Consider the following 13806-nt stretch of genomic DNA (forward strand, 5'->3'; position numbering starts at 1 on the left):
AGGCCGGTAATTTCCGTTAATCCAGCGGCTCATGTCCGCATGTGAGTCTCCGGCATAATAAGCCTTGCCTGTGCGCTCACCCTTAACTACCCACATGCTCATCCTCCTCCTTGCTGTTTTGTGTCTCAGTGCAGCTAACTTCGCCTGATTGGCCGCGAGTTGAGCTTCCATCTCTGGTGTAACCTCTTCTTTGGGCGGCTGATAGTTGGGCGCTAACCAGTCTGGGCGTGCCTCTACTCGCTTTGGCTTGCCGTATGACTTCGGCTTTGCTTTAGACGCTGCATTTGCCTTAGCCCGCATGGCATCATATTTTTGACGCAGTTTACCAGCCGACAAGATATTAGCCTGCCAGAACTCATCTTTTTGGCTCCATACGATCATGCCGTTGATCTGCTCGTAGGTTCGCTTGTCCCGCTCATGCATCAGCCTAATATCGTTAGCCCAGCGTTGTAAGTTAGGGTGCTTAGCCTCCGGATTATTGCCTTTAATAAACCCCCAGAGATACTCTGCGGCTTGAAGATTAGGGTCTCCGGGTTCAAACGTCCGCTTGTCGGACTTTGGACGAGAAGTCTTTTTAGTCAAGTCATAGTCATGTCTTAGTAAGTACTTATGCGGGGTAGACTGGGGGGTAGGTTGAGGTGCGGGTTGGGGGGTAGCTGGCAAACTAGTTGAGGTGCTACTAGCACGCTGACTAGGGTGATCAACATATAGTTTTACCAACTGATACGCCGGATTCGATTTGTTTTTCTTACCAGGCACATAGGTAATCAAGTTTTCTTGGACCAACCGGTTCCGCGCTGATTTAACGCCTTCTTCGGTTAAGCCCGTGCGACTAGCCAATATCGAATTGCGGAGCTTGAATTGGACGTCCATTTTGCTCTCGTCGTTCGCGTAGTCTAATAACTCGCGATACAGACTCACTTGGCCCAATGAGAGATCCAATTCTTCTGTCAGTAATTTACGAAATGCTCGTCGTTGCTTGAAATAATCCACTACCTATACCTCCTTTCTGAATATTGGGCTTCTCACCCATTCGAACGGTTACGCCGCCTCGTCAAAGTGCGTGTTAGAATGGCAAATCATCATCTGACACATTGATTTGGTTCCCATTGTTATTGGCAAACGGATCAGGAGAACTCACTGGTGGATTACTGGCATTCGTTTGGGGCATCTGTTGATTTGTTGCTTGTTGATGATGCTTTACTTGCGGTTGAATAGTCATTGGAAAATCTGACTTATCAAATCGTTTAATTTTGGCATTTGATTTACCGTTGTAAGTCTCCATTTCAACTGTTACCTTAACTGGCTTACCGAGCATTTCTTCAGCCCAATTTTCCGGTGTTCCAAAGTCAAATCCGTTTGGGTAAGCATTCGTTGCCTTAATAAGTGAATTCCGGCGCCATGCTGAGCTATTCGTTAAAACAAAATTATCAAAACGGATTTCGTTACCTTGACCAGGCTGTTCAACATCATCACGTACAATGTAGTTCATTTGAATCATGTCATTGCTGGATGTTTTCGATTGTTCTCGTGCCCATGCACTTGGATAGACTTCATATTCTCCAGCCTCTAAGGGCTTAATACCAACGTTGTTTTCATCATATGAGAAACTCATTTTAATTACCTGCCTTTTCATTTTGTTTTTGACTAGCCGCTAATTGTTTGTATGCGGCTGTTAGTTGCGCTAAATTCCAAGTCTCAATATTTGAATTATTAAGTTGTGTTCCAAACTGCTTTAACATGGCTTCTAACGTTGCGTTCCCGCCAATCAAATGATTAATAGCTTCAATTGCTTTCTTCTTACGTTCATTGGCTTGTGCAACCAAGTCAACGCCTTCTTCTGCCCAGTCGTAAATCTGATGGCCAACATGACGTCCCAGAATCTGTTGTGTATCGAATATCGAAGAATTATCCTTCATTGCTTGTGCCAAGTGGTTTTGGTAAAGCTGAAAGGTGATGGCAAATTCATATTCCAAACCATCCTTCTGATCAGGCTTTAAACCAACTTTTTCAACTTGTACCTTGCCTGTATCGTTGCGGGTGACCTCGACACCTTGCTTACTACGAACCGTTGCAATGACGTGAACATGCATGTCAGTTAATAAATTCAATACCTTTTGTTGCTCGGGGCCAACTTTTTTCCAATCACCAATCTGACCACCAAGCTTATTAACTTGATCTAATATGCCGCCATCACCGCTCCATACGCTGCTAAGTGAATCAATGATGATCACTTCAGCGCCAGCCTGCTTCAAAGCGTTAAACGCCTCAAGATAGCGATCGGCCGTAAATGGTGGTATTACTTCAATCTGCATAAACGGTTGTATGGTTGTATCGTCATGTTGAGTGTTAACATATAGACTCGATCGCTGATGTTCAGTTTCGATCATGCCGATTTTTGCCCACTGTTCTGTTTCATTCATATCAGGGAACATTGATTCGACAATCCCTTTTGCGATTAGCAGTGAGCTTAACGTTTTTCCGGACCCGCTAGCTCCCATCAAAAGAATGGGTACCTTAATTTTTGTACGTTCTGCCATCTGAATTTGCATGTTTAGCCCTCCTCATTCAGTTGAATGCTTTCAAATACGATTTCGTTGGCTTTCATGAATTCCGCTAACGCCCACATTTTAGTTTAGTGGTTGTGACTTTCATGGCCCTAGTTACCATTGGCTCATCATCTGCCGGTGTCAGCGTTTGCTGCTCCGTTTGTAAAATTTCACCTGTGTTAGTATCAACAACCGAGTTGCCAAATTTCTCTTGATACATCTTAGCAATGGCATCTTCGGCTTCTTTTTGTTTCCGCGCTTTTTCTTCGGCCCGCTTGCGAGCCATCAAAGCATCGTCAATCTTAATGCGCAGCTCTACGAAACTGGCTCCTTGGTCAATCTGATCAACCCATCCAGCCGCTTCAATCCCATTTGCTTCTGCATAGGCTTTAACAGCTTCCTTCTCATTGGCAACACGATCTTGCTCTTTGACAATGTAATCTGCAGCATCCCCGATTTCTCGAGTTCGTTGAATGCCACTGATTGATTTCGTGAGCCAGCTTGACTTCATCTCAATTAGCGCTGGGTCAATTCCACGGTTTTCAGCAATTTCGGCAATTTCGGCAAGCACAGCCTTTTCGCGCTCAGCTTGCTGACGTTGCTCTAAGTCCTTAATCCCAGCGTCAATTGGATCGATTGAGACACTCACAAGGTCCGTCAACGTTTTGACATCTTTTTCAAAATCTTTTAGGGGCTGATTATACTCACGCTTAATTTCTTTCCGCCGGTCGTCAATCGCTTTGTTAAACCTGTTAAGTTCAGCCCGTGCTGACTTTGCCGATTGAAGTGTATCTTCGGTCACAATTAAACCTTTGAACTTCTCAGCTTGTTGGGTCACAGCCTGCTTAAGCCTGTCGTAATTATCAATAGTGATGGTTGACGGCTCAAAATTAACCTCAAAGTTATCAACAAGCGATACTTGATTCGCCATATTATTTCGCCTCCTGATGTGCTAGAATTGAGCCATAACTTGATTTATTATCTATTCCATCTTGCCCGTGTGGTTGCACCCACATGGGCTTTTTTGCGTTTAATTCAGCAATTTTTCGTTGTGATAGCTGTAAAATCCAAGTCCAGCTCTCACTCGATGGGTCATCCATTAAGTGCTCGATGGCCTCATCGCGTTTCTCCATCAGAACTGCTTTACTATCAATTCGTAAGTTATCCATGCTACTCCTCCCATTCGAAGAACTTTGATATACGCTGGTTCTTTGCCATGAATCGGTCTACCAAAGTGACTGGTTGGCTCGATAACCACCACAAACCAACGACGATGCCCCATGTGAGGCCTAAAATCACCAATGCGTTCATAACTATTTCACTTCCCATTCTGCTCGCGCCGCTTCCGCCACTTAACGGCCTTCTCAACTTCTATGAGCCGCTTGCCAACCACTTTCTTGCTTGGTAATGGATCTGATTTCAACTTTGTCCATCGTGATAGGGTGGAAATTGGGACATCCCAAATTTGTGACAGCGAAGTCAAGCTGATTTCTTGAACCAACGCGGTTTGTTGTTTTACTCGTTTTATTCGTGGCTGCTTGATAGTTGTCAATACTCTTAAGTCGCTCATCATGATTGCTCCTTTCTCATATAACATTTTTGCTCATATTCACCCATTCGCTCTTCAAATAAATCCATGATAGTAAGGCCAAACTGCTCGGCTCCCGCTGCTAACAAAGTGACATCCATCACTGTGCTATCTAGTTTTTCGAGCAGATAGCGTTTGAGCTGGGCTCTCTGTTCTTGTGTTGGATGAGGTGTGTTCATAATCAGCTCTATTTGACCAGCCTCATATACTCGCTTCTCCTCTGCTTCTTCTAGCTGATCAAAGGCATGTATGCCGCGCACATCATGATAGAATGCACCGCCGTCAAACGCCTTAATCAAGCCAAGCATCATGTTGCCCAATTCCATTGAGAACTGACTGTCTTCGAGCGATCTAGCAATATCAACAGCCTCATTCGGCTTAACGCTAGTTCCGTGAACATAATTATTAATGGTTGATTTACTCAATCTCGTTTCTGCAGCTAGTGCCTTCTGCGGCATCCCTACTTTTAGCAGTACCGCTTCCAACATTGGCCCTAGTGTCATCTTCAAAATCATCACATCCTCTAAAATCTGTTAATCTCACTCAACTTTTCCAGTCGGTGACAAGCTATTATTGAAGCAAGTCAGAAAACTCCTTGCCAGTTAAAACAAGTAAACCCGGTTTCATAAGTGACCCTGAATCCCAACCGCTCGATCTGTGTCACCAGGCTCGGAAAGGTTCGGAAGTCTCCGGCCAATCGCATGCTGTGGCGGCCAGATGCATCCACCTCCTTAAAGCGTGTGAAGAAGTACTCCCACATCTGTTGTTTCCGATTAGCTTCATGCACTGTCAAAATCGCGTCTGCAAAATCGTCCATTTCTCTCACTTCCGTTCTTTGAAAATTGAATATCAATGAAACAATTGCTTGTACTGTTCAAAAAGCTCACGAGCTTCTGGTGTTTGTTCGTCTTTCAATGACTGTATACTCTTAAGCCCTATCTGAGTCTTGATTACGGCATACACCGCTGAACGGTTTGCGTTGCGGTCACTGCTTGGTAGCTGACTCAGCCATTGTTCAAGTTCCCGCTTAAAGCCACGAACGGCCGGCGTGCTACGTTCAGCCTTATGATTCTCAATTCGTGCATCAATAAATTGTTCAAGTTCCTCAACTGTTGTTGGCATATCCATTAGTTCTTCACCTCCCTAGGTAAAAATTCATTCATATCAATGCCTAATGCGTTTGCTAACTTCCAAGCGTTCATATAACCCGGAATTTTTCCATCGTTTTCAATGCCAGAAATTGTTGTCTGTGGCACGCCGCTCTTATCTGCTAATTGAGCCTGCGTCATTCCTGACGACTTTCTCAACTGAAGAAATCGTTCAGCAAATGTCATCTATATCACCCCCTCAACTTATCATGGTTATATTTTAACTTTTTAGCGTTCAATTGTCAACTGTTTAAAGTTAACACGTTTGGGTAAATGTTGGTAAAATTAAATTCAAGATAACTCAATTGCGTTAAAGAGGTGTTCTCACAATGAATCATCATGAACTAATAATCAGCAAAATTAATGACCTACTAGAAGAAAAAAAATATGACTGTTAACAGACTGGCAACCCTATCCGGTCTTACTCAATCGACACTGAGCGGATTGTTTAATCGACCAAACGCAGTGCCAAAACTTGATACGCTATACGCCATCGCTGAAGGCTTCAATATATCCCTCACAGAGCTTCTGGACTTCCCCCCCATACAACGAACGGCCAAACGGCACGAGCGCTGCTAAGCAACGCGACAAGTGGGAAGAACTTGGAAACGCGCTTACTGATGAAGAAAAGGAACGTGTGAGACGGATCCTGATTGGTGACAACGAGGTGGAGAAGTAGCCTTCTTTCATGACGTTTACCATGAAAGGAGGTGATAAAATGTCTATGGTAACAATTGCGAAACTTCACTGTGTTTCTTGTGGTAATGATTTTCCAATCTCAGCAACTCGTAAACCTCAGCACATCGAATGTCCTTTTTGTCAATCACGAATGGCTGACGATATGATTGAAAACTTATACGGCGCGATTCTCTCAGTGGCTGATATCAATCATCATTTTAGAAAATACAACATTGAACGTGATGAATCAGCGTTTGTTCTATCAGTTACAGATCAGGAAGTACATCTAGCGATTGACGATATTGAATAACATCAATCAGTTGTGCTGGTAATATTTGTTGCTCGTCAATTAGCTTGCCTACGGCAGTTATCACTTCTTTGAGTTTGGCCTCACCCAACTCTTCAGTGATAAACTGTCGTCTTTTATTCAAAGCATCGTGTTTTTGGAAAACTTGCTTTCGTGTCATGGCTATCACCTCCGTTCTTTTAAGCTACATAACGTAGCTGAATGCTGTAAAAAAATCTCTTCTTTTGGAACGCCGAATAGATCCTGAATTTTTTGCATCATTGCAGGTCGCGGTGTTCGTTCCCCAGACTCCCATTTTTGGACACTTTGGTGCGATACACCAAGTATTCCCGCCAACTGTTTTTGCGTTTTAATTCCTTTTGACTCACGCAACTTCCGTAAATTATTCATCAAATCACCTCTATTTACAGCTACGTTTTGTAGCTTTGCTATATAAACAGCATAACACTACTAAATGTAGTTGTAAACAAAAAGCTACATTTTGTGTATTTATTTCAGCTGCTACTTTTTGTAGTATTTACTTCAAGGAGGTTACATTATGTTCGGCATACGACTTAAAGAGCTTCGAACTAAGTATGGATATACGCAAGAGACGCTTGGCGAAAAACTCGGCGTGTCTGATAAAACAATCGGGGCTTGGGAGCGAGGAACTCGCGAACCACCGATGAAATCAATTAAGTTTTTGGCTAACCTCTTTGATGTTTCTACTGATTACTTAATGGGCAATGCGGATAAACCTCACTATTATTCGTTAACTGATAAAGATCAACAAGACATCGACACCGAGCTTGAGAATATGCTAAACGGCGTGTCAGAAAACGGTGGCATCAACTATTTTCAAAATGGTGCAAAACTTAGCGATCAAGATCGTGAGCTGCTTAAAGCCTCTATGAGACAGACTATTGCTCTTTCAAAAGAACTAGCAAAAAGAAATTCACACCAAAGAAATATCGAGGTAGTGAACAATAATCTGGAGGCATTGCTTATGACTAAAGCTCACGATGCAATAGCATCCGCTGACCACCTGATTCGGCAATTCAACTCGAGAGATCCGTTTGATATTGCTAAGCAATCAGGCATTTATATTGATTTCCAAGAATTAGGTACTGATATTTTGGGGTACAGTATGCATTCGTATCGCATACCAACAATAGTGTTGAATCTTAAAAACGATGAGCTAACTAATTTGAGCATCTGTGGGCATGAACTCGGCCACTGTAAAATGCATAGCAGATTTGATACCAACTTTTTTAACCGGATGGGGTTGCGTCCTTCGGTTGGCAGCGTTGAGTATGAGGCAAATTGCTTTATGTTCGAACTTCTTTTTGGGAATCAAGAAATTTCACCGATGAACTACGGTGCAGTTCTTAGTGAGTATGGACTTCCTGGCTGGATGCATGAGTATTTCGACTTGATCAAATAAAAAGCCCCTAACCTTTGGGCAGGTTGAGGGCGGGTGAAAATTATATCAAAAAATAATATCATACTTTGGAGGTATGTAAAGTGAAAGTTACAAAGTTAGTTGTCGGTATTCTTATGATTGTTTTATCGGTTTTCATTTTTTCCAGTCAAGCATCGTTGGCTTGGGTAATAGCCTTAGTGAAAATGGCCAGGTCGGTGGTACCGCAGGCGTTTTGCTTTCGATCATGTTTTTGGTGTCTGGCATTGTTTATATTTCAACTCGTAAACAGGAAAAACTCGGTGGGGACATCGCATGCGCGATTATGCTAGCAATTGCTGCGCTTTTAGGCTTTGCAACGCCGGCATCTTCTCTGACTTAATCATTTGGTCATTCCTTGGGCTAATCGCAGGATTTGGTTTCTTGATTTGGCACGTAGTTGCTAACAAAAAAGAAAATAAAAATAAAGTAGAAAGCAAATAAGTCCTATCCCTCTCCAGCGGCGAACGTGTGCAAGCCACGTTGAGGGCGTTGCTCCCTCCCGGGGCTTTTATTTCATCATCTTGCATCAAATTATTCAAAGCAACCCCTGATACAATAGAGTCTATATAACTTCATTTTAAAAAAATAACGTTTCAAAAGTAAAAATCCCCTAACCGTTGGGCCGGCTAAGGGATCATAGATAAGTACAAAAAAATTATATCATATTTTGGAGGATATTTTATATGAAAAAGTTGACTAGTGGGATTCTTGTTAGTGCTGCATTATTAGCGGTATCAGCACCTATGGTTACAAACGCAACAACTGTCCTAGCCGATACAAGTACTTCAGAAGCAACCATGGTTACCGTCACCATTACGAATATAGATACAAAAGGTAACATTCTTTCCTCACAACAACATCAGGTTAAGCAGGGCAGTAACGTTGACGCTTATCCATTTGGGGAGATATCTATACCGGATCGATTAAGCCAGGTACTTATGGCCCTGTTGTTTCAGCTAATCAGACATACAAAAAGGTTCAAAGCGGACAAGTACTAAAATTTGTCTTCGGAAAGAAACTGAATGCTCAGTTCATTTATGTAGATACTCAGGGTAATGAAATTAAGAAAGATGTCACAGGCAAAGAAGTCAAACCAGTTAATGCCACTGAGTTTGAGACAAATATCATCTCTAATCTAACTCCACCAGAGGGCTATACTTTTGCTAGTCGCACTGCTCAACACGATCTATCACAACCCGCAAACTTACCGCGTGGATTCTTCACAGGAATTACAACTGAAGGTCCTTTCAAAGTTGCTCTTGTGAAACTTCTGACAGTCCCTATTACTTACAAAAATCTTAATGGCAAGGTTCTTGGCACCCAAAATCTTCAAATTCCAATTAATGAAAGCATTAATACTGCACAGAGCGGATATCTTCAAATGCCAAATAACACTATTGCTGTTGCAGCTAGTCAACAACCCAATGGTAAGTATCCTTATGATTATGTATTTAAAGATGAATCACCTGTGACATTTACGGTTGTTAATATTGGGTATGACGATTTTGACGGTGTTGCAACTGTGGCAAGTGAAACAGCTAGTCTGTTCAGCGATAAATACTTAACCAAGTCTCTCAATCGTAAGTTGAACAAAGGAACCTCATGGCATGTTTATGGTGTTCAGCGCACAGGTACTACTGACATGGCTTACGACTTGGGCGGTAGTCAATGGATTAGTGCTCGCGATGTCTTAATTGCCGGCACAAACCAACCCGCTCAACCCAGCAACACAGCAAAGGAAACCCCAATGAGTGGCGTGTTCACTGTCAAAGTACCAAAACATCCTACTTGGTCCACTGTTCTTTGGGATAAAGACGGAAAGTCAACTGGTCGTTTCTTAAAAACAAACAGCAGCTGGAAGATTCTAGCCAAGAAAACAATTAAACGGAAAAACTTTCTACCGTTAGGTAATCAAAATCAATGGGTTGATGCCTCTTACGGTACTGTCAAATAATTAATACACAAAGCCCCTACTTTGGGGCTTTTATTTCACACATAAAAAGAACATATGTTTGCATTTCAGCTATTTAAAATTCAGAAAGAGGAATAATCATGGCCTCAATCAAAAAATATAAGTTAAAATCTGGAATTGAAAAATGGTATTTCCAAGTTTTCGCTGGAAAGAATCCTAAGACCGGGAAAAAGAACATCATCATGCGCCGCGGATTCAATAGCGAAGAAGAAGCTAGGAAAGAAGCCATTATCCTTGAAAGCGAGGTTATCCGCGGTACTGCCTCTGTAGTTGGCCGACAAATTAAAATAGCACAGTACTTAAACGATTGGATCACCAAGTACAAGAAGAACGTCAAGGAAGGCACAATGATCATCTATCGCTACAATCTCAAAAAGTATATTATTCCTCAAATTGGCGAATTCATCTTGTCGAAATATACGCTGCGTGAGCATCAAGATTTTATTGATAGCCTACTTGATCAAGGGTTATCTATAAATACAGTAAAGCTCATCAACGGGACCGTGAGCAATGCGATGAAAAAGCAATCGCTATTGGTTACATTGAGCGAAATCCAACAACTGGCGTCGAATTCAACCAATCATCGAAGTATAACGATCAGAAGAAGCTACATTTCTGGAATAAGGACCAAATTGATACCTTCATTGCAACCGCCCAAAAGGAGCGTGAGCCTATGTGGCTCCCCTTCTTTTTGATCATGATCGATGAAGGACTCCGAATTGGCGAAGTTATGGCCTTGCAGTGGTCAGATATTAGCTTCGAGTCCAATACCATCAGTATTAACAAAACACGCATCTATCGCGCCGAAAAAGGCGAAAACGTGGACAAAGTACTAGTGGATCGTCCTAAGACCCCTTCATCAATTCGCGAAGTTATCATGACAGCTCGTGTATCCACCTTACTCAAGCAACTTTACCAGATTGAATTCAGCGAGAATGATGTGACAGTGTTACTCACATCCACACAAAATAATGATGGTATGGTCTTTGTCTATACTACAAGCGAGGCAAAGCGAGGACAGCCCGTGAAAGCTCGTGGCGCTTCTTCGGCGTTCGTCCGTATTGTGAAACGATCCGGGCTCCCTCATATCAGAATTCACGATTTAAGGCACACTCATGCAGTGCTGATGCGTGAATCAGGATTGAGCCTTGATGACATCAAAGACGATCTAGGACACAAAAATGTCGCCACCACCGAAATCTATGCGGAAATATCACCGACCAAGAAAAGCTCGAACCACCAAAAGTTTGAACGCTACTTAAATAATGAGCATTAAAAAAAGACCTCAAACCTGATTATTTTAAGCTCCAATGAATGTCTAGTCATTCATAAGTCATTCACGGGAGTTTATATATCAGATGAGAGGTCTTTTCTTATTTAACCTAAGAAACGCTCAAAGCCTTGATATTACAAGCGTGCGTTTAATTCCTTAGTCATTTCTTCATAGCCAGGGCGGCCAAGAAGTGCGAACATGTTCTTCTTGTAGGCTTCAACACCTGGTTGGTCAAATGGGTTAATCCCGTTCAAGTAACCAGAGATGGCAACAGCTGCTTCAAAGAAGTAGATCATGTAGCCTAATGTGTAAGCGTCTTGTTGAGGAATCGAAACAGTCATCACAGGAACACCGCCGTCGGTATGTGCGAGCACAACACCTTCGTAGGCCTTGCGGTTAACTTCAGCCATAGAACGGCCTTCAAGGTAGCCTAAGCCATCCAAGTTGCCTTCTTCAGCAGGAATCTTCAAGTCGTGAGTAGGATTTTCAACCCAGACAACAGTTTCCATTAAGTTACGCAAACCTTCTTGGATGTATTGACCTAAACTGTGTAAGTCAGTACTGAAGTTAGCACTTGATGGGTAGATACCCTTTTGGTCCTTACCTTCAGATTCACCCATGAGTTGCTTCCACCATTCGCCAAGGTATTGCAAAGTTGGTTCGTAGTTTTCAAGCAATTCAGTCGTGTAGCCCTTCCGGTAAAGGATGTTCCGGTAAGCAGCATATTGATAAGCTTCGTTCTTAGACAGGTCATCACTGCTGTATTCCTTAGCAGCGTCGCCCAGGCCCTTCATCATGTCGTCGATGTTACCACCGGCAACAGCAATTGGTAACAAACCAACAGCAGACATCACGGAGTAACGGCCACCCAAGTCATCAGGCACAACAAATTCTGCATAGCCTTCTGCATCGGCTTCGGTCTTCAAAGCACCCTTAGCGCGATCAGTTGTTGCGTAGATACGCTTCTTAGCTTCGTCTTTACCATATTTTTCGATTAACTTCGCCTTCAAAATCCGGAATGCGATAGAAGGTTCTGTTGTTGTCCCAGACTTAGAAATCACGTTGATGGAGAAGTCGCGATCGCCGATGATTTCAAGTAAGTCTGATAAATAAGAACTGGAGATGGAGTTCCCTGCAAAGTAAACTTCAGGCAGCTTCAAATTAGGATCTGCGTTACGGAAGGTGTGTGACAAAAAGTCGATTGCCATCCGGGCACCTAAGTATGAACCACCAATCCCAATTGCAACAAAGACTTCGGAATCGCTTTGGATTTGCTTTGCAGCTTCCTTGATGCGAGCGAATTCGTCCTTGTCATAATTAACGGGTAAGTCTAAGAACCCGCGGAAGTCACTCCCTGCGCCTGTACCATTACGTAATTCTTGGTCAGCAGCAGTTACGAGCGCTTGCATTTGACCTAATTCGTTGTCATGAACGAATTGGCCAAGCTTTGATGAATCAAATTTAATATGAGCCATGTTTTGCGTTCCTCCTAGTTTTCAAATCAATTTTCACTTTAAGCGCTATCCTGCAAAAAGCAAGTCTTTCTTATAGAGTTAGCTCAATTTTAAGCAAAGAAAAAGCAGGTCGAGAAGCGTGCATTGCGCCACGCCCGACCTGCTGATTTGAGGAACAATTATTTCATAATCCCGAGCACAATCCCACCTAAGATAACAAAGATACTCCCCCAGGTGACATAGCGCATTTCTTTCTTGGTCTTCTTTTCGCCCAATAAGAAAATGGAACCGAATGTGGAGATGACAATCCCCATTTGGGACATGGAAAAGGCAATGGCCAAACCAACTGAACTAGTGGCTAACAACATGAACACATTCCCTGTGCCCCACAGCAAACCAGTCAAGGTATTCTTCACGGTTTCCTTGCTTAACGCATTCTTACCGATAGAGAACAGGCTGGCCCCGATAACCATCCCAATACTTTGTGCAGAACGGTTGCTAAGGCATCCAAGTTCCCCGCCTTAAAGACAATCGTGTAGCCGGCATAACCAGCTGTTGAGATCAGTAAGGTTCGAATCCCCTTACCAACAGAATTCTCGCCACTCACTTGATCGGACTTTTCCTTGCGAGAAGTCAAAGTGGAACCAAGAATCAAGAAGAACAATGCTAGTAAACCTAAGCCAACCGTGCTCCCTGTTTTCCATTCTGAGAATAACAGCGCGCCCGCTAAGGTGTTCGCAACTAACTGCATCCCCGTTGACATAGGAACAGTCATGGAAACACCCATGTATTTCATCGCTTGGAACTGTTGGCTCTGGCCTAAGCTCCAGAACAGGCCGGACAAAATACCGAGTAACCAAACCTTGGTATCCATAACAGGTTGCGCAACTAACCATGTCCCGATACCGAAGACCAGGCGCCGAATGTCATCCCTAATGTCTGTTGATAAGCATTACCGCCTAACTTACCACTCACTAAACCAATTGATCCCCAAGCCAAGGCTGGAATCAGTGCTAAAATAATCCCCATGATGTTCCTCTTTCTCTATAAGATTGATTTAAATTGCAGATGTAATTAATACAGAAAACAAGTCTATCGTGATTTCGTTTTCAACGCAAGCCCTATTTAGCGGTATTGTCATAATGAAAACGCATCCAGGAAACCGGTTCCCTTTCTGACAAGTTTTCAAAAATTTTCAATTAGTCTAGACCACTTAGAATATTCTCATTTTAGAACATTGTGGGCTATTTTATGAGTAAATAATGAGAACTAAAATAACATTCTTGTCCATTTATATGCCCGTCTCATTGCGTTGAAATCGATTGCGTGGCCGATTATTTTCTCTTGGTCAAATGCCGATTGACCAAAGTTGCATTGGTCGCAACCATCTTGTACA

The 13806-nt window shown here is 42.8% G+C and carries 20 protein-coding genes and 1 pseudogene; 8 read left to right on the plus strand and 13 right to left on the minus strand.

Annotated elements, in window-relative coordinates; genetic code table 11:
- From JCM17471_RS03755 to JCM17471_RS03800, 9 genes are all read right to left on the minus strand, one after another.
- Positions 1-993, minus strand: a 993-nt coding sequence (locus JCM17471_RS03755; protein ID WP_054776871.1) for a phage replication protein O, incomplete at its 3' end; no start/stop codon positions are given.
- Between the two features lie 73 nt (positions 994-1066).
- Positions 1067-1615, minus strand: a complete 549-nt coding sequence (locus JCM17471_RS03760) for a DUF669 domain-containing protein (RefSeq protein ID WP_054776872.1) — start codon at positions 1613-1615, stop codon at positions 1067-1069.
- Position 1616: 1 nt separating this feature from the next.
- Positions 1617-2552 (minus strand): AAA family ATPase, encoded by a 936-nt coding sequence (locus JCM17471_RS03765; RefSeq protein ID WP_054776873.1) that lies wholly within the window; start codon positions 2550-2552, stop codon positions 1617-1619.
- A gap of 64 nt (positions 2553-2616) precedes the next feature.
- On the minus strand, positions 2617-3480 hold the full coding sequence (locus JCM17471_RS03770; protein ID WP_054776874.1) for a DUF1351 domain-containing protein: 864 nt from the start codon (positions 3478-3480) through the stop codon (positions 2617-2619).
- 1 nt (position 3481) lies between these two features.
- Positions 3482-3718 (minus strand): hypothetical protein, encoded by a 237-nt coding sequence (locus tag JCM17471_RS03775; protein ID WP_054776875.1) that lies wholly within the window; start codon positions 3716-3718, stop codon positions 3482-3484.
- Positions 3719-4118: 400 nt separating this feature from the next.
- Complete coding sequence (locus JCM17471_RS03785; protein WP_225354117.1) at positions 4119-4640, minus strand: helix-turn-helix domain-containing protein; 522 nt, start codon at positions 4638-4640, stop codon at positions 4119-4121.
- A gap of 80 nt (positions 4641-4720) precedes the next feature.
- Positions 4721-4954, minus strand: coding sequence for a hypothetical protein (locus tag JCM17471_RS03790; protein WP_054776878.1), 234 nt, complete (start codon positions 4952-4954; stop codon positions 4721-4723).
- A 32-nt stretch (positions 4955-4986) separates the two neighbouring features.
- The gene (locus tag JCM17471_RS03795; RefSeq protein ID WP_054776879.1) at positions 4987-5265 is read right to left on the minus strand and encodes a hypothetical protein; all 279 of its coding nucleotides are present in this window, start codon (positions 5263-5265) and stop codon (positions 4987-4989) included.
- Positions 5265-5471, minus strand: coding sequence for a helix-turn-helix domain-containing protein (locus JCM17471_RS03800; protein ID WP_054776880.1), 207 nt, complete (start codon positions 5469-5471; stop codon positions 5265-5267). Before JCM17471_RS03800 ends, JCM17471_RS03795 begins: the two co-directional genes overlap by 1 nt.
- A 201-nt stretch (positions 5472-5672) precedes the next feature.
- Here JCM17471_RS03800 and JCM17471_RS16375 point away from each other — a divergent pair, with 201 nt between their 5' ends.
- Positions 5673-5864 carry a helix-turn-helix domain-containing protein gene (locus JCM17471_RS16375; RefSeq protein WP_225354109.1) on the plus strand — a complete coding sequence of 64 codons (192 nt, stop codon included), beginning with the start codon at positions 5673-5675 and terminating at the stop codon, positions 5862-5864.
- 139 nt (positions 5865-6003) lie between these two features.
- The gene (locus JCM17471_RS13915; protein WP_147661044.1) at positions 6004-6273 is read left to right on the plus strand and encodes a hypothetical protein; all 270 of its coding nucleotides are present in this window, start codon (positions 6004-6006) and stop codon (positions 6271-6273) included.
- Here JCM17471_RS13915 and JCM17471_RS03805 read toward each other — a convergent pair.
- On the minus strand, positions 6230-6430 hold the full coding sequence (locus JCM17471_RS03805) for a hypothetical protein (protein ID WP_054776881.1): 201 nt from the start codon (positions 6428-6430) through the stop codon (positions 6230-6232). The two genes, JCM17471_RS13915 and JCM17471_RS03805, sit on opposite strands and share 44 nt — an antisense overlap.
- 5 nt (positions 6431-6435) lie before the next feature.
- Positions 6436-6660: a helix-turn-helix transcriptional regulator gene (locus JCM17471_RS03810; RefSeq protein WP_156321583.1), complete on the minus strand. Its 225-nt coding sequence runs from the start codon at positions 6658-6660 to the stop codon at positions 6436-6438.
- A 148-nt stretch (positions 6661-6808) separates the two neighbouring features.
- Between JCM17471_RS03810 and JCM17471_RS14920 the strand changes: the two genes are divergently transcribed.
- The 6 genes from JCM17471_RS14920 (at position 6809) to JCM17471_RS14935 (ending at position 10959) form a co-directional block, all read left to right on the plus strand.
- Positions 6809-7693: a helix-turn-helix domain-containing protein gene (locus JCM17471_RS14920; protein ID WP_225354110.1), complete on the plus strand. Its 885-nt coding sequence runs from the start codon at positions 6809-6811 to the stop codon at positions 7691-7693.
- Positions 7694-7853: 160 nt separating this feature from the next.
- The gene (locus tag JCM17471_RS14925) at positions 7854-8051 is read left to right on the plus strand and encodes a hypothetical protein (protein WP_225354111.1); all 198 of its coding nucleotides are present in this window, start codon (positions 7854-7856) and stop codon (positions 8049-8051) included.
- A gap of 343 nt (positions 8052-8394) precedes the next feature.
- Complete coding sequence (locus tag JCM17471_RS03830) at positions 8395-8709, plus strand: hypothetical protein (RefSeq protein WP_054776884.1); 315 nt, start codon at positions 8395-8397, stop codon at positions 8707-8709.
- Positions 8710-8972: 263 nt separating this feature from the next.
- Complete coding sequence (locus JCM17471_RS03835) at positions 8973-9665, plus strand: SLAP domain-containing protein (protein ID WP_054776885.1); 693 nt, start codon at positions 8973-8975, stop codon at positions 9663-9665.
- 98 nt (positions 9666-9763) lie between these two features.
- Positions 9764-10378: a tyrosine-type recombinase/integrase gene (locus tag JCM17471_RS14930; protein ID WP_225354112.1), complete on the plus strand. Its 615-nt coding sequence runs from the start codon at positions 9764-9766 to the stop codon at positions 10376-10378.
- The gene (locus JCM17471_RS14935; protein WP_263849404.1) at positions 10357-10959 is read left to right on the plus strand and encodes a site-specific integrase; all 603 of its coding nucleotides are present in this window, start codon (positions 10357-10359) and stop codon (positions 10957-10959) included. Before JCM17471_RS14930 ends, JCM17471_RS14935 begins: the two co-directional genes overlap by 22 nt.
- Positions 10960-11090: 131 nt before the next feature.
- Here the strand turns inward: JCM17471_RS14935 and JCM17471_RS03845 are convergent, their stop codons facing one another.
- Together JCM17471_RS03845 and JCM17471_RS03850 are read right to left on the minus strand one after the other, a co-directional pair.
- Positions 11091-12431, minus strand: a complete 1341-nt coding sequence (locus tag JCM17471_RS03845; protein ID WP_054776886.1) for a glucose-6-phosphate isomerase — start codon at positions 12429-12431, stop codon at positions 11091-11093.
- Between the two features lie 224 nt (positions 12432-12655).
- Positions 12656-13439 (minus strand): annotated as a pseudogene (locus tag JCM17471_RS03850) (GRP family sugar transporter); the annotation flags it as partial.
- Positions 13440-13806 lie beyond the last annotated feature (367 nt).

It is taken from the genome of Lacticaseibacillus saniviri JCM 17471 = DSM 24301, assembly GCF_001311785.1.
GTDB classification, from domain to species: domain Bacteria; phylum Bacillota; class Bacilli; order Lactobacillales; family Lactobacillaceae; genus Lacticaseibacillus; species Lacticaseibacillus saniviri.